Consider the following 21124-nt stretch of genomic DNA (forward strand, 5'->3'; position numbering starts at 1 on the left):
CCGGAGGGAGAGGGAGTCAAGCCCGAACGCCGCGCCAGCAATGCCCATCACAAGCTGCGCGGCGGCTCCGCGTTTACTCCCTCTCCCCACCGGGGAGAGGGCTGGGGTGAGGGGCACGGGCCGTCGTCACCGTCACACCCGAACCACCGCCGCGGCCCTCACCCCCGCCCTCTCCCGGAGGGAGAGGGAGTCAAACCCGACCGCCGCGCCAGCAATGCCCATCACAAGCTGCGCGGCGGCTCCGCGTTTGCTCCCTCTCCCCACCGGGGAGAGGGCCGGGGTGAGGGGCACGGGCCGTCGGCACAGCCACATCCGAACCACCGCCGCGGCCCTCATCCCCGCCCTTTCCCGAAAGGAGAGGGAGACCAAAGCCGCTCTTCAGGACGCCGAGCGCTGCAGCCGCATCGAGACCGAGAACCGGTCGGCCGGGTGCACCGACACCGACACCTCGAACAGCTCGCCCGCCGCGTCGAAGTAGCGCCGCACGATCCTCAGCGCGGGCGTGCCGACCGCCAGCCGCAGCGCCCGCGCCAGCGCGATGTCGTCGACGGCGCAGGCGCGCACGTCCTGGTGGATCTCGGCGATGTGGCGGTCGTGGCGCTCCTCGATCAGGGTGCTGATGAGCACGTCCGGCGAGGCGCGCACGACCTCGACCAGGTCGGCGTAGGCCGGGTCGACGTAGACGTCGCTCCAGCCGATCGGCGCCTCGTCGCCGTCGCCGACCTGGCGCAGCGTGGAGAAGCGCAGCCAAGCCGTGCCGTCGGCGCAGCCCAGCTCGCGCGCCAGATCGCCGGTGGCCGTCACGGGACCGATGGACTGCACCACGCGCAGGTGCTCGGCGCCGAACTGCACCAGGTCGTCGACCGAGGCCAGCGACGGCCGGAAGCCCGCGCGCGGGCGCGACGCCACCACGCGCGTGCCAACGTTCTTGCGCCGCGACACCAGGCCCACGCGCTGCAGTTCGGCGAGCGCGGCGCGCACGGTGTGGCGGCTGGTGTCGTAGTGCCGGCACAGCGCGAGCTCGGTCGGCAGCAGCGCGCCGACCTGGAAATGCCCCGAGGTGATGGCGTCGGTCAGGTGGCGGGCGATGTTGGTGGCATTGGCCTTGGGGGTCGCGGGTGCGGACGAGTCGTTCATTGATTGCGGGTTAACCCCGAGTTGTAGTTATGTCCGAACATATTAGAGTCCAATATGTTCGGACATATATAGGTCCATCGAGAGATCCGTCCTCCACCCACCGTTCGCAGACAAGAGGCAACCCATGTCGACCCCTTCCCTTCCGATGGCCAGCACGGTCGTCGATTCCATCCTGTTCCGCGATGCCTTCGGCACGCAGAAGATGCGCCGGATTTTCTCCGACGGCGCGCTGATCCAGCGCTACATCGACGCCGAGGTGGCGCTGGCGAAGGCCGAGGCGCGCTGCGGCGTGATCCCGGCCGAGGCGGCCGAGGCGATCGCGCGCGAATCGAAGATCGAGCGCATCGACTTCGACCACATGCGCCACGAGACCGACATCGTCGGCTACCCGATCCTGCCGCTGGTGCACCAGCTGGTGGCGATGTGCGGCGAGTCCGGCCGCTACGTGCACTGGGGCGCGACCACGCAGGACATCATGGACACCGCCGTGGCGCTGCAGGTGCGCGACGCGCTTGACGACATCGACGCCGACATCCGCGAGCTGCGCGGCATCCTCGCCGCCTTGGCCAAGAAGCACCGCGACACGCCGATGGCCGGGCGCACCCACCTGCAGCAGGCGCTGCCTGTGACCTTCGGCTACAAGGTCGCGATCTGGCTGGCGATGTTCGACCGCCACCAGCAGCGCATCGCCGAGCTGCGCCCGCGCGTCGCGGTGGTCGAGTTCGCGGGCGCCGCCGGCACGCTGGCGTCGCTGGGCGACAAGGGCTTCGAGGTGCAGAAGGCCATGGCCGAGGAGCTCGACCTGGGCGTGCCGGCGACGACCTGGCACGTGGCGCGCGACGGCTTCGCCGAGGCCGTCAACCTGCTGGCGCTGGTCACCGGCTCGCTCGGCAAGATCGCGCTGGACATCATGATCATGGCGTCGACCGAGTTCGCCGAGGTCTACGAGCCCTTCGTCAAGGGCCGGGGCGCGTCGAGCACGATGCCGCAGAAGCGCAACCCGATCTCCAGCGAGCTGATGCTGGCGGCCTCCAAGGCGGTGCGCCAGCACGCCGGGCTGATGGTGGACGCGATGGTGCAGGACTTCGAGCGCGCCACCGGCCCGTGGCACGCCGAGTGGATCGCCATCCCCGAGAGCTTCATCCTGACCTCCGGCGCGCTGCACCAGGCCAAGTTCGCCCTCGGCGGGCTGATCGTCGACGCCGCGCGCATGAAGCACAACCTGGGCATCAGCCGCGGGCTGATCGTGGCCGAGGCCGTGATGATGGGCATGGCGCCGCACATCGGCCGCCAGCAGGCGCACGACGTGGTCTACGACGCCTGCCGCACCGTCAACGAGCACGGCGGCACGCTGGCCGAGGCGCTCGCGGCGCTGCCCGAGGTCACGAAGCACTTCGACCGCGCGACCATCGACCGCCTCACCGATCCCGCGAACTATCTCGGCCTCGCGCCACAGATGGTCGACCGCGCGATCGCGCTGTCGGCCGAAATCCCGGCCTGAGCGCCGCGCGCATCCGCCGCCGTCGCGGCCGCCGGCCGGCCCCGTGCCGGAGACCGCGGCCGCGACCCCGCCCGCCGGCATCGCGCCCGCCGGGCCGGGCCGGACCGGACCGGACCCGCCTTCCGCCTTCCGCCTTCCGCCTTCCATCACCTGAGGAGACTTCCATGAACGCATTCGAGAAGATCGCCGTGCGCGGCCTGCTGGCCATCGCGGCGGCCCTGACGGCCCATGCGGCCGCGGCCCAGACCTACCCCGCCCGGCCCGTGACCTGGATCGTGCCCTTCGCCGCCGGCGGGCCCACCGACGCGCTGGCGCGCGGCATCGCCGAGCGCGTGGGCCGCGAGCTCGGCCAGCCCATCGTCATCGACAACTCGCCCGGCGCCGGCGGCACGGTGGGCGCGGCCAAGGCGGCGCGCGCGCCGGCCGACGGCTACAGCATGCTGGTCGGCCACATGGGCTACATGGGCGCCGCGCCGGCGCTCTACAAGAAGCTCAGCTACGACCCGGTCAAGGACTTCGCGCCGGTGTTCCGCTTCCCCGACACGCCGCTGGTGCTGATGGTGCGCAAGGAGCATCCCGCCAAGGACATCCAGGCCTTCGTCGCCTACGGCAAGGCCAATCCGGACAAGCTCTTCATCAGCAACGCCGGCGTCGGCTCCAGCTCGCACCTGATCGCCGCGCTGTTCGCCGCCTCGGCCGGCATCAAGGTCTCGCAGGTGCCCTACAAGGGCGCCGGGCCGGCGCTCATCGACGTCATCGGCGGCCAGGTCGACGGCATCTTCGACCAGACCAACACCGCCCTGCCGCAGATCAGGGAAGCCAAGGTGCGCCCGCTGGCCGTGACCTCGAAGGTGCGCCTGCCGCAGCTCAAGGACGTGCCGACGCTGGCCGAGACCGTGCTGCCGAACTTCGAGGCCTCGACCTGGTACGGCATCTACGCGCCCAAGGGCACGCCGCAGCCGGTGATCGACAAGGTGCAGGCGGCCTACCTGAAGGTCATGACCGACAAGGCCTTCACCGACAGGATGGCCGAGCAGGCGATCCAGATGCTGCCGCCGGAGCAGACCACCGGCGCGGCGCTGGGCCGCCACACCGAGGCCGAGGTGGCGCGCTGGAAGTCGGTCGCGTCCAAGACCCACATCTCGCTGGACTGAGCCCGATGACCGCCACGCGCGTCGAACGCGACGCCTTCGGCCCCGTCGAGATCCCGGCGGACCGCTACTGGGGCGCGCAGACGCAGCGCGCGCTGGCGGTGTTCGACATCGGCGAGGAGCGCTTCCCGGCCGGCCTGGTGCGCGCCTTCGGGCTGCAGAAGATGGCCGCCGCGCGCGCCAACCTGCGCTGCGGAGCGCTCGACGCCGCGCGCGCCGAGGCCATCGTCGCGGCGGCGGCCGAACTGCGCGACGGCCGCTTCGACGACCACTTCCCGTTGACCGTGTGGCAGACCGGCTCCGGCACGCAGACCAACATGAACGCCAACGAGATCGTCGCCAACCGCGCCAACGAGCGGCTCGGCCAGCCATTGGGCACCAAGGCGCCGGTGCACCCGAACGACCACGTCAACGCCTCGCAGTCGTCCAACGACAGCTTTCCGACCGTCATGCACCTCGTTGCCGTGCTGGAGGTCGAGCAACGCCTGAAGCCCGCGCTGGCGCTGCTGCGCGACACGCTGGCCGAGCGCGCCGTCGCCTTCGCCGACGTGCCGAAGATCGCCCGCACGCACCTGATGGACGCCGTGCCGATGAAGGTCGGCCAGACCTTCGACACCTTCGCGCGCCAGGTCGGCCACGGCATCGACCGGCTCGACGCCTGCGCGCCGCGCCTGCGCGCGCTGCCCCAGGGCGGCACCGCCGCCGGCACCGGCCTGAACGCGCCGGCCGGCTTCGACGCGATGTTCTGCGAGGAGCTCTCCGCGCTGACCGGCATCGCCTTCACGCCCAACCCGAGCAAGTTCGAGGGCATGTCGGCGCACGACGCCCTGGTGGAGCTGTCGGGCGCGCTCAACGTGCTGGCCTCGTCGCTGGTCAAGATCGCCAACGACGTGCGCCTGCTGGGCTCCGGGCCGCGCTGCGGCTTGGGCGAGCTGCGCATCCCCGACGACGGCCTGACCAGCTCGATCATGCCGGGCAAGCGCAACCCGACCATCGCCGAGGCACTGGTGCAGGCGTGCCTGCAGGCCATGGGCAATCACGCCACCATCACCATGGCCAACGCGTCGGGCCTGTTCGAACTCAACGTGGCCAAGCCGGTGCTGATCCACAACCTGCTGCAGTCGCTGCGCGTGCTCGCCGACGCATCGCGCGTCTTCGCATCGCGGCTGGTGAAGGACATCGACGTCGACCGCGCGCGGCTGGCCGCGAACGTCGAAAACGCGTTGCTGCAGGTGACCGCGCTCAACCCGCTGCTGGGCTACGACGCCGTGGCGCGCATCACCGCCCACGCGCTGGCGACCGGCGGCACGCCGCGCGCGGCGGCGCTGGAACTGGGGGTGATCGACGGGGAGACGTACGACCGCACCGTGGGCGGGGCGGCCTGAGCGGCCAAACAAAAAGCCTTCCGGACCGTGGGTCTGGAAGGCTTTGTTTTTCTACCAAGTGTGAGTTGGTAGGCGCGATTGGATTCGAACCAACGACCCCCACCATGTCAAGGTGGTGCTCTAACCAACTGAGCTACGCGCCTGCGTTTATTCGAGAGCGCGATTATGGCACGAAAATTCGGCCATGGTCAACGCCGACGCGCGGAACGCACGCCCGGCACCGTCGCGACGATGCCCAGCACGTGCTGCAGCCGAGCGGCGCTGGCGATCTCGACGGTGAAGGTCATCCATGCCGTGCCCTTGACCGACTGCGTCTGCACGCCGATCACGTTCATCTTCTCGCGCGCCAGCACGTCGGAGATGTCGCGCAGCAGGCCCTGGCGGTCGGCGGCCTCGACCGCCACGTCGACGGCGTAGACCGGCTGCTCGGCCGAGGCCTTGGGCGTGCCCCACTCGACGTCGATCACCCGCTCGGCGCTGTGCGCGGCCATCGTGCGGAAATTGCTGCAGTCGGCGCGGTGCACGCTCACGCCGTGGCCGCGCGTGACGAAGCCGCCGATGGCGTCGGGCGGTGCCGGCCGGCAGCACTTGGCCAGCTGCGTCATCAGCGAGGACACGCCCACCACCAGCACGCCGCCCTTGCCCGACTTCTCGCTGCCGCGGGACTTGCGGATGAGCACGCCGTCGTCCGGGCCCGGCGCCGGGCTGGGCGGACGCAGCAGCATCTCGATGTTGCGCAGCGAGAACTCGTCCTTGCCGACGACCTCGAACAGGTGGTCGGCGGACTTGAAGCCCAGCTGCGACGCCAGGTCTTCCAGCTTGAAGGCGGTGCGGCCTTCGCGCTGCAGCAGCTTCTCGACCGCCTCGCGTCCGCGCGCCACCGTCTCGTGGGTCACCTGGGCGTTGAACCAGGCGCGCACCTTGGCGCGCGCGCGATGGCTCGCCAGGTAGCCCAGCTCCGCGTTGAGCCAGTCGCGCGAGGGACCGCCCTCCTTCGCCGCGATGACCTCCACCGTCTGGCCGTTCTGCAGCGGCGTGTTCAGCGGCAGCATGACGCCGTCGATACGCGCGCCGCGGCAGCGGTGGCCCAGGCTGGTGTGCACGGTGTAGGCGAAGTCGACCGCCGTCGCGCCCTGGGGCAGCTCGACGATGGAGGCGTCGGGCGTGAGCACGTAGATGCGGTCGTCGAACAGGCCCTGGCCCTGCCGGCCGTCGGAGAGGTCGCGCTCCCACGCCAGCAGCTGGCGCAGCACGGCAATCTTGGCGTCGTACTCGCCGCCCGCCCACACGCCCGCGTAGCCGCGCGGTCCGGCCTCCTTGTAGGCCCAGTGCGCGGCCACGCCGTGCTCGGCGTGGTCGTGCATGCGCTCGGTGCGGATCTGGATCTCGATGGGCTTGCCCACCTTGCCGTCTTGCACCTTGCGCACCACCGTGTGCAGCGACTGGTAGCCGTTGGCCTTGGGGCGCGCGATGTAGTCGTCGAACTCCTCGTGGATGGGCTCGAAGTGCGTATGCACCCAGTCCAGCGCGGCATAGCAGTCGCGCACCTCGGGCACCACCACGCGCAGCGCTAGGATGTCGAAGACCTGGTTGAAGTCGAGCGACTTGCCGCGCATCTTCTTGACGATGCTGTAGATGTTCTTGGGCCGCCCCTGCACGGTCGCGCCGATGCCCTGGCCGTGGAGCTCGTGCTCGAGCCGGCTGCGCAGCTGCTCGACGTAGCCCTCGCGCTCGACGCGCTTCTCGTCGAGCAGGCGGGCGATGAGCTTGTAGGTCTCGGGTTCCAGGAAGCGGAACGACAGGTCCTCGATCTCCCACTTGACCTGCCAGATGCCCAGCCGGCTCGACAGCGGCGCGAACACCTCCAGCGACTCGCGCGCCACCGCCTCGGGCACCGGCCGGCGGCTGGCCGCGGCGTGGCGCAGTGTCTGCAGCCGCGAGGCCAGGCGCAGCATGACCACGCGCAGGTCGCGCGAGAACGCCAGCAGCATCTTGCGCACGTTCTCGGTCTGGGCGCCGCCGTCGGCCGAATGCGCGCCGGCCGTCGCGCTGCGGGCCTGCTTCTGCACGTTGACCAGCTTGGTGGTCTCGACGGCCAACGCGGCGAAGTTTTCGCCGAAGACCTTGGCGATCACCTCCTGCGGCCGGTTGAGGTGCTGGCAGGTGTAGACCAGGTAGCTCGCCGCCTGCATCGCCTCGGAGCCGCCCATGGCCGCGACGATGGCCGCGACCGCGTCGGCGTGCGCGAGGGTGTTCTCGCCGGTGTCGAGCGTCTCGTCGGCGATCAGCGGCTCGGCGAAGGAGCGCGCGCGCACCAGCATGTGGTCGATGGGCGGCGCGTGGTCGGCCGTCGCGACCGACAGCGGGTAGTCCGCCGCGCTCGCGTCGAGGCCGTCGGGCAGGGCCGGCGCCGCCGGCGGACTGACGGGACCGCGCTTCATCCGGTTCGCTCCCGTGGTGGAGTCCGGCGCGCTCAATCGAACAGGAACGCGGTCACGGCCGCGCTCTGGGCCGGGTCGACGAAGGTCGGCGCATGGCCGACGCCGTCGAATTCGACCAGCGTCGCGCGCGGTCCGCGCTGCGTCATCCGCCGCGCCGTCTCGGGCGTGATCAGGTCGGACTGCGCGCCGCGCACCAGCAGCGTCGGCGCGGTGATGGCGTCGTAGAGCGCCCACAGCATGGCCTCGCCCTGGGCGGCGGCCTCGGGCGTCGCGGCGCGGAACGGCACCGCGATGGCGGGGTCGTAGTGCAGCAGCAGCGGGCCTTCGGGCTCGGCCAGGGGATCGGCTCCCGACGCGTCGTCGACCTTGGCGCTGCCGTCGGCCGTGCGCCGCGACGCCGCGGCGACCATGTGGCGCGACAGCGCCAGCCACTGCTCGCCCGTGTGCGGGCCGAAGCCGCTCGACAGCGTCCACATCGCATCGGCGGCCTCCTGCAGCGTGGCGTAGCGCCCGCTCTGCCCCACGTAGCTGCCGATGCGCTGCAGCGCGGCCGGGTCGAGCGTCGGACCGACGTCGTTGATCACGAAGCGGTGCACGGGCGTGGGCAGCGGCAGGTCCCTGTGACCAGCGACCACGAGGCCGATCAGGCCGCCCATGCTGGTGCCGACGTAGTCGAGCGTCGCGATGGGCCGCTCGCCGTGCAGCCGGGCGATCAGCGCGACCATGTCGGCGGCGTAGAACGGCACCTGGTAGCCGGTCGGGTCGCGCAGCCAGTCGCTGTGGCCGCGGCCGGCGACGTCGGGGCAGACGACCCGCACGTCGCCGCCGGCGCGCTCCACGATGGCCCGTGCCAGCGCGTCGAAATCGCGGCCCTGCCGGGTCAGCCCGTGCACGCACAGCACGACGTGCGCGCTCCGCGCATCGCCCCATTGCCAGTACGCCATGCGGTGGCCGCCCTGGGCGTCGGCGCAGGTCACGAAGGAGAGGTCGGGTGAGGTCATGGCAGCGCGCGCCGGGCGGCGCGAAGAGAGGTCAACGAAGGTCGTGCGGCATCGTAAATGATGCCCGCCGCCCGATGTGTCTCATGCCTGTGAGGCATCGCCGCGACTTACTCCTTGAGCTGTATCGAACCGGAGACGGTGACCACGACGCTGGCCTTGCCGGCCTCCACCGGGACCGGCGCGTCGGCGGCGGCCATCGACTTGGCCTGCATGGCCATCATGCGCGGGCGCTCGGGGCCGCCCTCGTTGGCGTTGACCGCCACCTCGCGCAGCGTGTAGCCGCCGAAGCCGAAGCCGCGCGCGAGCTCGTCGGCCTTCTGCCTGAAATTCTCGATGGCCAGGGTCTGCGCCCGGGTCTCGACCTTCGCGCGCTCCTCGCGGCTGAGCCCGAAGCCGACGTTGCCCATGCTCAGCGTGGTGATGCGCCCGGCGGTCTGCGTGATGCGGGCGAAGTCGCGGCCTTCGAGCACCAGCTCGGTCGTGCCCTGCCAGCCGCTGATCTTGCCCTCGCGCGTGTAGCGCGGCGACAGGCTGAAGTTGCCGGTGCGCACGTCGAGCTGGCCGGGCAGCGCGTTCTTCTTCGCCTCGGCCAGGGCGGCCTCCAGGGCGGTGCGCAGCTGGGTCTGCACGGTGGCGGCGTCGGCCGCGTCGCGCGTGGTGTTGAGGGTGATGCTCAGCAGGTCCTGCTGGACCTCGACCGTGCCGGCGGCGGAGAGCTGCAGCACGTTCTGCGGCGGCGTCATGCCCTGGGCCGACGCGACGCCCGGGATGGCGGTCAGGAGACAGAGTGCGGCGGCGGCGGTAGCGGCGGCGATCGATCGCGGGCGTGGGAAGGTCAAGGCGGAGATCCTGGATGAAGGCGACGGAGGAAGGCCGGCCGTACCGCGGCCCGTCGCATCGACGGCACCGTCTACGGCTGGCGCTGGCTGCGCGGCATTGTCAGCGAACGGGCGGAGGTCGGCAGCATCGGTGCGGCCGGCCGGGCCTCGGTCGCCGTGCGGGTGCCGCCCTGCTGCGCCTCGACGTCGCCTTCGGCCACCGTCTGCGAATGCTGGCGGACCTGGGCGCGCAGCTCCAGCAGCTCGGCGGGCGTCAGACGCCGGCCGGCGGCCAGCTCGCCGCGCCGCACCTCCTCGCGCTGGGCGTCGCGATGGCGCTCCACCGTGCGGCGGATGTCGTCGCGGTGCGCGCTGCCCACCTGCACCACGCCCAGCGGCCCCGGTGCCTGCGACGCGGCCCAGAGCGACGGACTGGCGCACATCAGCAGGAGATGCAGGGTTCGGGTTCTCTTGTGGTTCATCGGAAGCGGATCGGACACCGTGGGGCAAAAGGCCTACTTTGCCAGCGCCCGGCGCCCGCGGAGCGCTTCCGGGCGAATGGTCGCAAGTTGTGTAACTTAGTGTCAAAGCACTAGTTAAAAGCGGCGACGGCATGGCAACGCCGTCAAAATCGCGCCTGTTACAAATTCAGTGTTGTAGAAATAATGAATCAAACCCTCTCCCGCACCGACAAGGTCGTGATCGTCGACGACGACGCACGCATCCGAGACCTGCTGCGCCGCTACCTCACGCAGGAAGGTTTCGAGGTCATCGTGGCCGAGGATGGCAAGGCACTCAACCGCATCCTGCTGCGCGACACGGTCGACCTGATCGTGCTGGACCTGATGATGCCGGGCGAGGACGGACTCTCGGTGTGCCGCCGCCTGCGCGCGGCCAACGACCGCACGCCGATCATCATGCTCACCGCCAAGGGCGAGGACGTGGACCGCATCGTCGGCCTCGAAGTGGGCGCCGACGACTACCTGGGCAAGCCCTTCAACCCGCGCGAACTGCTCGCGCGCGTGCACGCCGTGCTGCGTCGCCGGCCGCCGCTGGAGGCGCCGGGTGCGCCGTCGGCCGAGAACGAGACGGTGACCTTCGGTCCCTTCAGCTTCGACCTCGGCTCGCGCACGCTCAGGAAGGACGGCGAGGAGCTCTCGCTGACCACCGGCGAGTTCGCCATGCTCAAGGCGCTGGTGCGCCACCCGCGCCAGCCGCTGTCGCGCGAGAAGCTCGCGCAGCTCGCCCGCGGCCGCGAGTTCGAACCCTTCGACCGCAGCCTGGACGTGCAGATCTCGCGCCTGCGCAAGCTGGTGGAGGCCGATGCCGCCGCGCCGCGCTACATCCAGACGGTCTGGGGCGTGGGCTACGTGTTCGTTCCGGACGGCACGTCCTGAGCCCGCCGGAGCGACGCCGGCCGATGCGCGCTCAGGCCCCTCCCCCCACCCTGCCGAACTTCGGCGAGGACGCGGCCCAGGTGACGATGCCCAGCCCGCTGGAGAGCGGTGGCCGGGTGCGTCGACGCGGCTTCGGGCTGCGGCTGGGGTTCAGCCTGTTCTGGCGCACCTTCTTCCTGCTGGCCCTGCTGCTGCTGGGCTGCACGGTGGCCTGGCTGCAAACCTTCCGCGCCCTCGAGTACGAGCCGCGCGCCCTGCAGACGGCGCACCAGATCGCCTCGCTGGTCAACCTGACGCGGGCGGCGCTGGTGTACTCGGACGCCGTCACGCGGGTCTCGCTGATCAAGACGCTGGCCGACCAGGAGGGCGTGCGCATCCTGCCGCGCGAGGCCAACGACCGCTACGAACCCTACTCCAGCGCCACGCTGGACCATCGCGTGACCGACGAGCTGATCGCCCGGCTGGGTGCCGGCACGACGGTGGCCAGCCGCGTCAACGAGGAGGCCGGCCTGTGGGTCGGCTTCACGATCGAGAGCGACGCCTACTGGCTGCTGCTCGACCCCACGCGCTTCACCCACGTCGGCGGGCGCACCTGGGCGGTGTGGCTGATCACCGGCATCATGCTGTCGCTGGCCGGCGCCGCGCTCATCGCCGGCTTCATCAACCGCCCGCTCAAGCACCTCTCGCGCGCGACGCTGCAGGTGCGCGAGGGCGAGTACGAGGCCCACCGGCTCGACGAGAGCGCGCGCACCAACGAGATCCGCGCCGTCAACATCGGCTTCAACCGCATGGCCGACCAGCTCGCCAAGATCGAGCAGGACCGCGCCGTGATGCTCGCGGGCATCTCGCACGACCTGCGCACGCCGCTCGCGCGACTGCGCCTGGAGACCGAGATGAGCGTGGCCGACGAGGACGCGCGCGACCACATGGCCGCCGACATCGCCCAGCTCGACTCGATCATCGACAAGTTCCTCGACTATGCGCGGCCCGACCACGTCGACGTCACGGCCGTGCTGCTGCGCGACGTGGTCGACGCCTGCACCTACGCCGTGCAGGACCACGACGACATCCGCATCAAGGTCGAGGTGCCGGCGGACCTGCGCGTGACGGCCGACGAGGTCGAGATCACGCGCGTGCTCTCCAACCTGGTGGAGAACGCACGCCGCTACGGCCAGACGCCCGGCACGGGCGTGGCCAACGTGACGATCCAGGCCCAGGCGCACGACGAGGCGGTGCTCATCAAGGTGCGCGACCACGGCGCGGGCGTGCCGGCCGACACCCTGCCCCAGCTGACCAAGCCCTTCTTCCGCGGCGACGCGGCGCGCACCTCGGCCGCCGGCGCCGGGCTGGGCCTGTCGATCGTGGCCAAGAACATCGACCGCATGGGCGGCACCTTCGCCCTGACCAGCACGCCGGGACGCGGCTTCGCGGCGCACATCCGGCTGCCGCGCGCGTTCCCGCCGCGGGCGGAGCCACCGCGCCAGGGCCTGAAACCGGACGACCGTCGACCGGGGAAATGACGTTCGGCGGCCCGGCGCGTCAGCGCTGTGCCGCCGCGCCCTGGCGGTGCAGCAGCACGACCGCGCGCGCCTCCATCGCCCGTCCCTCGCCCACCGGCCCGAGCTTCTCGGCCGTCTTGGCCTTCACGTTCACCTGTGCCGGCGCGAGCCCCAGCACCGCCGCGATGCGCTCGCGCATGGCCGGGATGTGCGGCGCCAGCTTGGGCGCCTGCGCGATCACGGTGGTGTCGAGGTTGCCGACGCGCCAGCCCTCGGCGCCCACGCGGCGCATCGCCTCGGCCAGCAGCACGGCCGAGTCGGCGCCGCGGAACCGGGCGTCGGTGTCGGGGAAATGACGGCCGATGTCGCCCAGGCCGGCGGCGCCGAGCAGGGCGTCGGTGATGGCGTGGAGCAGCACGTCGGCATCGGAGTGGCCGAGCAGCCCGGTGGTGTGCGGCACCTCGACGCCGCCGAGGATCAGCTTGCGGCCGGCCACGAGCTGGTGCACGTCCCAGCCCTCGCCCACGCGGAGGTCGAAGGGCGTGGCGGCGGGGCCGGAGGCGGGCGAGGTGGCATCGGGGGAGGAAGGCGTCGTCGTCATGGCGGGGCGATCAGGGAGCGCTCGGAGAGCGATCAGGAAAAGTCGGTGGGCGGATCGAGGTCCGGCCGGCGCGGCGCGAGCAGCGCCTCGGCCAGCTCGAAGTCCTCGGCGTAGGTGAGCTTGAAGTTGCGCGCGCTGCCGGCCACCAGCAGCGGCGCCAGGCCCATCGCCTCGATGGCGCCCGCCTCGTCGGTGACGCCGTCGCCCGCGAGCGCCAGCGCCTCGCACAGCAGGCCGATGCGGAACATCTGCGGCGTCTGGGCCAGCCACTTGTCGGCGCGCGGCAGGGTGGCGGCGACGCGGCCGTCGGCCGACGCGGCCTTGAGCGTGTCGGCCAGCCGGTGCGCCAGCAAGCCGCCGACGGCGTCGTGCGCGCAGGCGGCGATCAGCGCGTCGACCTGCGCCGGCGTGACCAGGCAACGGGCGGCGTCGTGCACCAGCACCCAGTCGTGCGCGCGGGCGCCGGCCCGGTCGCACAGCGCGTTCAGGCCGGCGAGCACGGTGGCGGCCCGGGTCGCGCCGCCGACGCCCAGCAGGTGCTCGCCCGGCCCGGGGAAGTCCGGCAGCGCGGCGGCGACCTCGGCATCCCCCGGCGAAACCACCAGCGCGAGCGCGGCGAAGCGCCCCGGCAGCGCGCGGAAGACCTCGATCGTGTGCGCCACCATCGGCCGCCCGGCGATGCGCCGGTACTGCTTGGGCACCCGGCCGCCGCCCGCGCGGGAGCCGGTTCCGGCGCACGGAATCAGGACGAAGCAACGGGGCGCCGGCAAGGCCAACATGGGATGAGGGACGCCCGGGAGAGGGCCGGCAGCGGAGGGGTCGCCATTCTAGAATCCGTCGCATCGCACCCCTCGCCACCCGGCGCGGGGTGTTCTGCATGCGCACCGCGCATTTGCATCCTCATCCGGGCATGTCACCTCTCATGGATCTCCCTCAGCTCCCCGCCGGCAAGCGTTTCACCCTCCCGCGCCCGCCCCTGTCGGCCGACGCGCTGCTGCTGGCCCAGCTCGCCACGCGCGAGACCCAGGCCGGCCGGGCCACGGCGATCTTCACCGCCGACGCCAACGACGCGCAGCGCCTGATCGACGAGCTGGCCTTCTTCGCGCCCGACCTGCGCTGCGCCCTCTTCCCCGACTGGGAGACGCTGCCCTACGACAGCTTCTCGCCGCACCAGGACCTGATCAGCGAACGGCTGGCGACGCTCTGGCGCATCCTGCCGCACGGTGGCCGGCGCGAGGCCGACGTGATCCTGGTGCCGGCCACCACCGCGCTCTACCGGCTGGCGCCGCCGTCCTTCCTGGCCGGCTACACCTTCCACTTCAAGACCCGGCAGAAGCTGGAGGAGTCCAAGCTCAAGGCGCAGCTCACGCTGGCGGGCTACAGCCACGTGACGCAGGTGGTCAGCCCGGGCGAGTACGCGGTGCGCGGCGGCCTGATCGACCTGTTCCCGATGGGCTCGCCGGTGCCCTTCCGCGTCGACCTGTTCGACGACGAGATCGACTCGATCCGCACCTTCGACCCCGACACCCAGCGCAGCCTCTACCCCGTGCCCGAGGTGCGCCTGCTGCCCGGGCGCGAGTTCCCGATGGACGACGACGCCCGCGCGCGCTTCCGCGGCCGCTGGCGCGAACTGCTCGAAGGCGACCCGACCAAGAGCCGTATCTACAAGGACATGGGCAACGGCGTCGCCACCGCCGGCATCGAGTACTACCTGCCGCTGTTCTTCGAGGAGACGGCGACCGTCTTCGACTACCTGGGCGACGACGCCACGGTGGTGCTGCACGGCGACCTGGAGCCGGCCTTCCAGCACTTCTGGCAGGACACGGCCGAGCGCTACCGCCTGGTGCGCGGCGACCCCGAGCGCCCGGCCCTGCCGCCCGAGGCGCTGTTCCTCGGCGCCGAGCAGTTCTACCAGCGCGCCAAGCCGCATCCGCAGCTCGCCCTGCGCGGCGAGGCCGAGTCTGGCACGCCCGCCTACGCCGAGTTCGAGCCCCTGCCGGCCTTCGCCGTGGTGCGCGGCGCCGACGACCCCCTGCTGCGCCTGAAGGAACACATCCGCACGACGCCGCACCGCGTGCTGCTGCTCGCCGAGAGCGACGGCCGGCGCGAGAGCCTGCTGGACTTCCTGCGCGCGAGCGGGGTCGGTCCGCCGGTGTTCGACTCGCTCGCCGGCTTCGAGGCCGACGAGGGCGAGAAGATCGGCATCGCCACGGCGGCGCTGGCCTCGGGCTTCGCCTGGGGCGAACGCGGCATCGACTTCGTCACCGAGACCGAGCTGTTCGCCGCCGCGCCGACCACGCGCCGGCGCAACAAGCGCCAGGAGCAGGTCAGCGACGTCGAGGCGCTGATCAAGGACCTCGCCGAACTCAACATCGGCGACCCGGTGGTGCACACCGCGCACGGCATCGGCCGCTACCGCGGGCTGGTCAACATGGACCTCGGCCAGGGCACCGACGCCGAGGGCAAGCCGCTGATGCAGGAGATGCTGCACCTGGAGTACGCCGACAAGGCCACGCTCTACGTGCCGGTCAGCCAGCTGCACCAGATCAGCCGCTACACCGGCGTGAGCGCGGACGAGGCGCCGCTGCACAAGCTGGGCTCGGGCCAGTGGGACAAGGCCAAGCGCAAGGCCGCCGAGCAGGTGCGCGACTCGGCCGCCGAGCTGCTGAACATCTACGCCCGGCGCGCGGCGCGCGAGGGCCACGCCTTCCGCTATTCCGGCGCCGACTACGAGGTCTTCGCCAACGACTTCGGCTTCCAGGAGACGCCCGACCAGAAGGCGGCCATCCACGCCGTGGTGCAGGACATGATCTCGCCCCAGCCGATGGACCGGCTGGTGTGCGGCGACGTCGGCTTCGGCAAGACCGAGGTCGCCCTGCGCGCCGCCTTCATCGCCGTGACGGGCGGCAAGCAGGTCGCCTTCCTGGCGCCCACCACGCTGCTGGCCGAGCAGCACTACCAGACGCTGGTCGACCGCTTCGCCAAGTGGCCGGTGCGCGTGGCCGAGATGAGCCGCTTCCGCTCGGCCAAGGAGATCGCGGCCGCCGCCAGGGGGCTGGCCGACGGCACCATCGACATCGTCGTGGGCACGCACAAGCTGCTGTCGCAGACGGTGCAGTTCAAGAACCTGGGCCTGCTCATCATCGACGAGGAGCATCGCTTCGGCGTGCGCCACAAGGAGGCCATGAAGGCGATGCGCGCCGAGGTCGACGTGCTCACGCTGACCGCCACGCCGATCCCGCGCACGCTGGGCATGGCGCTGGAAGGCCTGCGCGACCTGAGCGTCATCGCCACAGCGCCGCAGCGGCGCCTGGCGATCAAGACCTTCGTGCGCACCGAGGGCAACGGCGTCATCCGCGAGGCCGTGCTGCGCGAGCTCAAGCGCGGCGGGCAGGTCTACTTCCTGCACAACGAGGTCGAGACGATCCAGAACCGGCGCCAGAAGCTCGAGGAGATCCTGCCGGAGGCGCGCATCGCCGTGGCGCACGGCCAGATGCCCGAGCGCGAGCTCGAGCGCGTGATGCGCGACTTCGTGGCCCAGCGCTACAACATGTTGCTGTGCTCGACCATCATCGAGACCGGCATCGACGTGCCCACGGCCAACACCATCGTCATGAGCCGCGCCGACAAGTTCGGCCTGGCGCAGCTGCACCAGCTGCGCGGACGCGTCGGGCGCAGCCACCACCAGGCCTACGCCTACCTCATGGTGCCGGACATCGAGGGCCTGACCAAGCACGCCTCCCAGCGGCTGGAGGCCATCCAGCAGATGGAGGAACTCGGCAGCGGCTTCTACCTGGCGATGCACGACCTGGAGATCCGCGGCACCGGCGAGGTGCTGGGCGAGAACCAGAGCGGCAACATGATGGAGATCGGCTTCCAGCTCTACAACGAGATGCTCGGCGAGGCCGTGCGCGCGCTCAAGGCCGGCCAGGAGCCCGACCTGCTCGCGCCGCTGTCGGTCACCACCGAGATCAACCTGCACGCCCCCGCCCTGCTGCCCGACGACTACTGCGGCGACGTGCACCTGCGCCTGTCGTTCTACAAGAAGCTCGCCACGGCGAAGACATCCGACCAGATCGACCACCTGCTCGAGGAGATCGTCGACCGCTTCGGCAAGCTGCCGCCGCAGGCCCAGACCCTGATCGACGTGCACCGCCTGCGCGTGCTGGCCCGGCCCTACGGCGTGGTGAAGGTCGACGCCGCCCCGGGCGTCATCAACATCACCTTCAGGAAGGACCCGCCGATCGACTCGATGGCGATCATCCACCTGATCCAGAAGAACCGGCACATCAAGCTCGCGGGCAACGAGAAGCTGCGCATCGAGCGCGAACTCAAGGAGCCCAAGGACCGCGCGCAGATGGTGCGCGACGTGCTGCGCAGCCTCGGACAACCCCGCACACAGGAAGCCCTTCCCGCATGACCTCTTCCGCCTTCGCCCCCGGCCTCGTCCTCCAACGCTTCACCCCGCCCCTGCGCCTGGCCGACTTCGGCCTGATCGCCTTCGACATGGACTCGACCCTCATCGACATCGAGTGCATCGACGAGATCGCCGACGCGGTGGGCAAGAAGGCCGAGGTCGCGGCCATCACCGAGGCCACGATGCGCGGCGAGATCAAGGACTTCAAGGAGAGCCTGACGCGCCGCGTGGCGCTGCTCGAGGGCGTGCCGGTGGCGGCGCTGCAGCGGGTCCACGACGAGCGGCTGCACCTCAACCCGGGCGCCGAGACGCTGGTCGCGGCCTGCCGGGCGGCCGGCCTGAAGGTGCTGCTGGTCTCGGGCGGCTTCACCTTCTTCGCCGACCGTGTGAAGGCGCGCCTGGGCATCGACTTCGCGCGTTCCAACCTGCTGGAGGAGGCCGACGGCCATCTCACCGGCCGCGTGGTGCCGCAATGCTGGGGCGACATCTGCGACGGCGCCGAGAAGCGCCGCACGCTGCTGGAGGTGGCCTCGCTGCTGGGCCTGCCGCCCGAGCGGACCATCGCCGTGGGCGACGGCGCCAACGACCTGCCGATGATGGGCGCGGCCGGCCTGTCGGTCGCCTTCCACGCCAAGCCGAAGGTGCGCGAGCAGGCCATGGTGGCGATCGATTCGGGCGGACTCGACCGGCTGCTGGAAGTGCTGCGCTGAGGCCGGGGCGTCGCGCGACGCCCCCGTTCAGCCGATCGGGCCGTCGCCGCTGTCCCCGTCGATGTCCCGCTCGATCACGCCTTCGACGTAGAGCTTCCGCACCAGCACCATCAGCACCACGATGAGCGGCGTGGCGAAGACGATGCCGGCGACACCGAACAGCAGGCCGAAGACCACCACCGCCACCAGCCCCAGCATCGGCGGCAGCGACACCGCCCAGCGCTGGAGCACCGGCATCAGCACGTAGCTCTCGACCTGCTGGATGGCGAAGCACAGGATGGCGACGTAGAGCGCCTGCTCCGGCCCGTGCAGGAAGGCGAACAGCACGGCCAGCACGCCGGCGGCGATCGGGCCGAGCAGCGGCACGAAGTCCAGCAGCGCGGCGATGACGCCCAGCGTCAGGGCCATCGGCAGGCCCAGCGCCCACAGGCCGATGCCCGTGGCCAGGCCGACGAACAGCATCGACAGGCCCTGCCCCATCAGCCAGCGCGACAGGCCCTCGCCCGCGGCGGCCAGCGCCTCGGAGACCGGCTGGCGCTGGCGCAGCGGCACCAGCCGCAGCAGCCCGCGCCGGTACAGCCCGGGATTGAGCGCCAGGTAGATGCCCATCAGGATCACCAGCACGGTGTTGCCCAATGCGCTGACCGTGCTGCCGGCGATGCCGGCGAGGCGCGACCACGGCATGCCGTCGTCTTGCAGGCGCTGGATGGCGTCGAAGACCTGGGCGCCGAGCGCGTGGCCGTCGAGCCAGCGCTCGGCCGCCGCCAGGGCCGAGGGCAAGGTCTCGCGCAGGTCGGCGAACTGTCGTGCCAGCCGGTCGCCGATCAGCCAGCCGGCCAGTCCCAGCAGCATCGCGATGGCCACCACCGCCAGCGCCGGCGCCCAGGCCGGGGGCACGCGTGCCCAGCGCTCCAGGGCACCGGCCACGGCGCGCAGCAGGGTCGACACGATCAACGCGCCGAACACCAGCATCAGCACCGACGACAGCTCCCAGGCCGCCAGCGCCAGGGCGGCGATGCCCACGGCGATCAGCACCCGCACGGCGAACCGGCCGTGGCCGTGCGACGCGGCGCGTCCGCCGGTGGGATCCGGCGGGCCGATCATGCGGTCGGCGTCGGCGTGCCCTCGGTGCCGGCGTCGCCGGTCCTCGGCGGGCGTGCTCCGCGCTGGCCCGGCTTGGCCAGGATCTCGACGTAGAACTGCGTGCCGGCGGCCGCGACGACGGCGTCGATCGAGGCCGTCAACGCGGACTCTTCCACCGGCACCGCGGTGGCCTCGCTGGCGCCGAAGCGGCAGTCGAATTCCCAACGGTCGGCGCCCTTGGGCAGTTCGCGCCGGCGCTCGCGCCGGATGTACTTGCGGATCTCGTGCTTGGTGGCTTCGAGGAGGCGGTCGGGGTGCTTGCCCTCGACGTGGAGGGGAAATGTCTTCTTCATCGCTGGGCCGCTCCCGAGATGAAAAGCGGCCCCTTCGGAGGGCAGCGATGCACGAGATGAGGAGCGTGGGGGTGATTGTTCATGGGTGATTGTAGAAAGCGTGAAATTGTTGGCGCCGCAAGGAAAAGGCGCGTCGTCTACAGTGCGCCCCTCAACGACGACGAGGTGAACGAATGGCACGCGCGAACGACTGGACGGGCAAGGTGATGGCCCTGGTGAACGGCGGCAACCGGGCGGCGGCCATCGCGCAGATCAAGGTCGCGCCGAGCGTCAAGGACCTGACGGCGCTCAAGACCGTGATGACGCTCTCGCGCCTGTCGGGCAAGTGGAAGGACCTGGACTCGGCGATCGACGACAGCCTGGCCGCCCTGTCGTCGCCGCGCCTGCACCGATCCCCCTGAGTCAGAGCGCCTTCGCGAGGCGGGCGATGCCTTCCTCGATCTTTTCGACGTTGGCGGTGGCGAAGCTCAGGCGCAGGGTCGCGAGGTCGGGGTGCTCGGCGAAGAACGGTGCGCCGGGGACGAAGGCCACCAGCTGCTCGATGGCGCGTTTGGCCAGCACGTTGGCGTCGGCGAGCCTGCCGTTCGCACCCGTCAGGCGGGCCCAGAAGAACAGGCCGCCCTGCGGCTGCGTGAATTCGATGGCGTCGCCCAGCTCGCGCTGCAGGGCCGCGCCCATCGCCCGGGCGCGCTCGCCGTAGACGCGGCGCACGTTGGCGAGCGTCGCGGGCATCCGGCCGCTCCTCAGGTACTGCGCGGCGGTGGCCTGGGCGAAAGTGCTGGTGTGGGCGTCGCTGAACTGCTTGCACATCGTCGCCTTGGCCAGCAGTTCCGGCGGCGCGATCATCCAGCCGATGCGCAGGCCCGGGCTGAGCACCTTGCTCAGGCTGCCGCAATGGACGATCAGCTCGCGGCTGCCGGGCACCTCCGGCGACAGGGCCAGGATCGACGGCGGCGGGGCCTCGCCGAAGTACAGGTCGCCGTACGGGTCGTCCTCGACGATCGGCGTCCGGTACTCGACGGCCAGTTCCAGCACCTTGCGGCGACGCTCCAGCGGCAGCAGCGCGCCGCTGGGGTTGCCGAAGGTCGGGATCAGGTAGACGAACTTGGGCCGGTGCTCGGCGATGAGCGCCTCCAGTGCCTCGGTGTCGACGCCGTGGGCGTCGACCGGCGCGCTGATGAGCTGCGCGCCGTAGAGCCGGAAGCACTGGATGGTGGCGAGGAAGGTCGGCCCCTCGACGATCACCTTGTCGCCGGGCGAGATCAGGGTCTTGCCCAGCAGGTCGAGCGCCTGCTGGCTGCCGGTGGTGACGATCAGGCCGCTCGGGTCGACCGCCACGCCCTTGGTCCCCATGAAGGCCGAGAGCTGCGCGCGCAGGGATTCGTAACCCTCGGTGGCGCCGTACTGCAGCGCGCCGCCGGGCTCCTCGTCGAGCGCGCGCGCGCTGGCCGCCTTCAGTCCCTCGACGTCGAACATGGCGCTGTCCGGGAAGCCGCCCGCGAAGCTGATGATGCCGGGCGTGCCCAGCAGCTTGAAGAGTTCGCGGATGGCGGAGGTTTCGACGTTGTCGAGGCGGGAGGCGAATTGCATGGCGATGGACCTTGGACCTTTCTGGGGGCGTTATTGTCGA

Annotated in this window: 18 protein-coding genes and 1 tRNA gene; 8 read left to right on the forward strand and 11 right to left on the reverse strand. The window is 71.2% G+C overall.

What is annotated here, in order from left to right; translation table 11 throughout:
• Positions 1–378 precede the first annotated feature (378 nt).
• Positions 379–1137, reverse strand: coding sequence for a GntR family transcriptional regulator (locus ABID77_RS04835; RefSeq protein ID WP_429591653.1), 759 nt, complete (start codon positions 1135–1137; stop codon positions 379–381).
• Positions 1138–1261: 124 nt separating this feature from the next.
• Here ABID77_RS04835 and pcaB point away from each other — a divergent pair, with 124 nt between their 5' ends.
• The 3 genes from pcaB (at position 1262) to ABID77_RS04850 (ending at position 5174) form a co-directional block, all read left to right on the forward strand.
• The gene (pcaB, locus tag ABID77_RS04840; RefSeq protein WP_429591656.1) at positions 1262–2638 is read left to right on the forward strand and encodes a 3-carboxy-cis,cis-muconate cycloisomerase; all 1377 of its coding nucleotides are present in this window, start codon (positions 1262–1264) and stop codon (positions 2636–2638) included.
• 164 nt (positions 2639–2802) lie between these two features.
• The gene (locus ABID77_RS04845; RefSeq protein WP_429591659.1) at positions 2803–3792 is read left to right on the forward strand and encodes a tripartite tricarboxylate transporter substrate binding protein BugD; all 990 of its coding nucleotides are present in this window, start codon (positions 2803–2805) and stop codon (positions 3790–3792) included.
• A 5-nt stretch (positions 3793–3797) separates the two neighbouring features.
• On the forward strand, positions 3798–5174 hold the full coding sequence (locus ABID77_RS04850) for a class II fumarate hydratase (protein ID WP_429591662.1): 1377 nt from the start codon (positions 3798–3800) through the stop codon (positions 5172–5174).
• Positions 5175–5240: 66 nt separating this feature from the next.
• Here ABID77_RS04850 and ABID77_RS04855 read toward each other — a convergent pair.
• From ABID77_RS04855 to ABID77_RS04875, 5 genes are all read right to left on the reverse strand, one after another.
• Positions 5241–5317, reverse strand: a tRNA-Val gene (locus ABID77_RS04855).
• A 45-nt stretch (positions 5318–5362) separates the two neighbouring features.
• Positions 5363–7615 (reverse strand): RelA/SpoT family protein, encoded by a 2253-nt coding sequence (locus tag ABID77_RS04860; protein WP_429591664.1) that lies wholly within the window; start codon positions 7613–7615, stop codon positions 5363–5365.
• A gap of 32 nt (positions 7616–7647) precedes the next feature.
• The gene (locus ABID77_RS04865) at positions 7648–8616 is read right to left on the reverse strand and encodes an alpha/beta fold hydrolase (RefSeq protein ID WP_429591667.1); all 969 of its coding nucleotides are present in this window, start codon (positions 8614–8616) and stop codon (positions 7648–7650) included.
• A gap of 107 nt (positions 8617–8723) precedes the next feature.
• Positions 8724–9359 (reverse strand): SIMPL domain-containing protein, encoded by a 636-nt coding sequence (locus ABID77_RS04870; RefSeq protein ID WP_429593287.1) that lies wholly within the window; start codon positions 9357–9359, stop codon positions 8724–8726.
• Between the two features lie 167 nt (positions 9360–9526).
• The gene (locus tag ABID77_RS04875; protein WP_429591670.1) at positions 9527–9916 is read right to left on the reverse strand and encodes a hypothetical protein; all 390 of its coding nucleotides are present in this window, start codon (positions 9914–9916) and stop codon (positions 9527–9529) included.
• A gap of 183 nt (positions 9917–10099) precedes the next feature.
• Between ABID77_RS04875 and ompR the strand changes: the two genes are divergently transcribed.
• Positions 10100–10831: a two-component system response regulator OmpR gene (ompR, locus tag ABID77_RS04880; RefSeq protein ID WP_429591673.1), complete on the forward strand. Its 732-nt coding sequence runs from the start codon at positions 10100–10102 to the stop codon at positions 10829–10831.
• Between the two features lie 86 nt (positions 10832–10917).
• Positions 10918–12351: an ATP-binding protein gene (locus tag ABID77_RS04885; protein WP_429593291.1), complete on the forward strand. Its 1434-nt coding sequence runs from the start codon at positions 10918–10920 to the stop codon at positions 12349–12351.
• Between the two features lie 19 nt (positions 12352–12370).
• On the opposite strand, the gene ispF is transcribed toward ABID77_RS04885, so the two are convergent.
• Together ispF and ispD are read right to left on the reverse strand one after the other, a co-directional pair.
• Entirely contained in the window at positions 12371–12931 is a 561-nt protein-coding gene (ispF, locus tag ABID77_RS04890; RefSeq protein ID WP_429591675.1) for a 2-C-methyl-D-erythritol 2,4-cyclodiphosphate synthase, read from the reverse strand.
• Between the two features lie 32 nt (positions 12932–12963).
• Positions 12964–13710 carry a 2-C-methyl-D-erythritol 4-phosphate cytidylyltransferase gene (gene ispD / locus ABID77_RS04895; protein ID WP_429591678.1) on the reverse strand — a complete coding sequence of 249 codons (747 nt, stop codon included), beginning with the start codon at positions 13708–13710 and terminating at the stop codon, positions 12964–12966.
• A gap of 143 nt (positions 13711–13853) precedes the next feature.
• Between ispD and mfd the strand changes: the two genes are divergently transcribed.
• Together mfd and serB are read left to right on the forward strand one after the other, a co-directional pair.
• Positions 13854–17351 carry a transcription-repair coupling factor gene (mfd, locus tag ABID77_RS04900; protein ID WP_429591681.1) on the forward strand — a complete coding sequence of 1166 codons (3498 nt, stop codon included), beginning with the start codon at positions 13854–13856 and terminating at the stop codon, positions 17349–17351.
• Complete coding sequence (gene serB / locus ABID77_RS04905) at positions 17348–18058, forward strand: phosphoserine phosphatase SerB (protein ID WP_429591683.1); 711 nt, start codon at positions 17348–17350, stop codon at positions 18056–18058. Before mfd ends, serB begins: the two co-directional genes overlap by 4 nt.
• Before the next feature lie 27 nt (positions 18059–18085).
• Here the strand turns inward: serB and ABID77_RS04910 are convergent, their stop codons facing one another.
• Both ABID77_RS04910 and ABID77_RS04915 read right to left on the reverse strand, forming a co-directional pair.
• Positions 18086–19162, reverse strand: a complete 1077-nt coding sequence (locus tag ABID77_RS04910; protein ID WP_429591686.1) for an AI-2E family transporter — start codon at positions 19160–19162, stop codon at positions 18086–18088.
• Positions 19159–19494, reverse strand: coding sequence for a DUF6172 family protein (locus tag ABID77_RS04915; RefSeq protein WP_429591689.1), 336 nt, complete (start codon positions 19492–19494; stop codon positions 19159–19161). The genes ABID77_RS04910 and ABID77_RS04915 overlap by 4 nt, the downstream gene beginning before the upstream one ends.
• Before the next feature lie 173 nt (positions 19495–19667).
• On the opposite strand from ABID77_RS04915, the gene ABID77_RS04920 reads away from it, so the two are divergent.
• Positions 19668–19895: a hypothetical protein gene (locus tag ABID77_RS04920; protein ID WP_429591692.1), complete on the forward strand. Its 228-nt coding sequence runs from the start codon at positions 19668–19670 to the stop codon at positions 19893–19895.
• 1 nt (position 19896) lies between these two features.
• On the opposite strand, the gene ABID77_RS04925 is transcribed toward ABID77_RS04920, so the two are convergent.
• Entirely contained in the window at positions 19897–21084 is a 1188-nt protein-coding gene (locus tag ABID77_RS04925; RefSeq protein ID WP_429591695.1) for a PLP-dependent aminotransferase family protein, read from the reverse strand.
• Positions 21085–21124 lie beyond the last annotated feature (40 nt).

This window comes from Variovorax sp. PvP013 (assembly GCF_050435945.1).
In the GTDB taxonomy this organism is placed as follows: Bacteria; Pseudomonadota; Gammaproteobacteria; order Burkholderiales; family Burkholderiaceae_C; genus Variovorax.

What these genes read in the sequence shown, in the direction of transcription:
- ABID77_RS04835 (WP_429591653.1), bottom strand. Translation starts at nt 1,137, where the DNA reads ATGAACGACTCGTCCGCACCCGCGACCCCCAAGGCCAATGCCACCAAC.
- pcaB (WP_429591656.1), top strand. Translation starts at nt 1,262, where the DNA reads ATGTCGACCCCTTCCCTTCCGATGGCCAGCACGGTCGTCGATTCCATC.
- ABID77_RS04845 (WP_429591659.1), top strand. Translation starts at nt 2,803, where the DNA reads ATGAACGCATTCGAGAAGATCGCCGTGCGCGGCCTGCTGGCCATCGCG.
- ABID77_RS04850 (WP_429591662.1), top strand. Translation starts at nt 3,798, where the DNA reads ATGACCGCCACGCGCGTCGAACGCGACGCCTTCGGCCCCGTCGAGATC.
- ABID77_RS04860 (WP_429591664.1), bottom strand. Translation starts at nt 7,615, where the DNA reads ATGAAGCGCGGTCCCGTCAGTCCGCCGGCGGCGCCGGCCCTGCCCGAC.
- ABID77_RS04865 (WP_429591667.1), bottom strand. Translation starts at nt 8,616, where the DNA reads ATGACCTCACCCGACCTCTCCTTCGTGACCTGCGCCGACGCCCAGGGC.
- ABID77_RS04870 (WP_429593287.1), bottom strand. Translation starts at nt 9,359, where the DNA reads ATGACGCCGCCGCAGAACGTGCTGCAGCTCTCCGCCGCCGGCACGGTC.
- ABID77_RS04875 (WP_429591670.1), bottom strand. Translation starts at nt 9,916, where the DNA reads ATGAACCACAAGAGAACCCGAACCCTGCATCTCCTGCTGATGTGCGCC.
- ompR (WP_429591673.1), top strand. Translation starts at nt 10,100, where the DNA reads ATGAATCAAACCCTCTCCCGCACCGACAAGGTCGTGATCGTCGACGAC.
- ABID77_RS04885 (WP_429593291.1), top strand. Translation starts at nt 10,918, where the DNA reads ATGCCCAGCCCGCTGGAGAGCGGTGGCCGGGTGCGTCGACGCGGCTTC.
- ispF (WP_429591675.1), bottom strand. Translation starts at nt 12,931, where the DNA reads ATGACGACGACGCCTTCCTCCCCCGATGCCACCTCGCCCGCCTCCGGC.
- ispD (WP_429591678.1), bottom strand. Translation starts at nt 13,710, where the DNA reads ATGTTGGCCTTGCCGGCGCCCCGTTGCTTCGTCCTGATTCCGTGCGCC.
- mfd (WP_429591681.1), top strand. Translation starts at nt 13,854, where the DNA reads ATGGATCTCCCTCAGCTCCCCGCCGGCAAGCGTTTCACCCTCCCGCGC.
- serB (WP_429591683.1), top strand. Translation starts at nt 17,348, where the DNA reads ATGACCTCTTCCGCCTTCGCCCCCGGCCTCGTCCTCCAACGCTTCACC.
- ABID77_RS04910 (WP_429591686.1), bottom strand. Translation starts at nt 19,162, where the DNA reads ATGATCGGCCCGCCGGATCCCACCGGCGGACGCGCCGCGTCGCACGGC.
- ABID77_RS04915 (WP_429591689.1), bottom strand. Translation starts at nt 19,494, where the DNA reads ATGAAGAAGACATTTCCCCTCCACGTCGAGGGCAAGCACCCCGACCGC.
- ABID77_RS04920 (WP_429591692.1), top strand. Translation starts at nt 19,668, where the DNA reads ATGGCACGCGCGAACGACTGGACGGGCAAGGTGATGGCCCTGGTGAAC.
- ABID77_RS04925 (WP_429591695.1), bottom strand. Translation starts at nt 21,084, where the DNA reads ATGCAATTCGCCTCCCGCCTCGACAACGTCGAAACCTCCGCCATCCGC.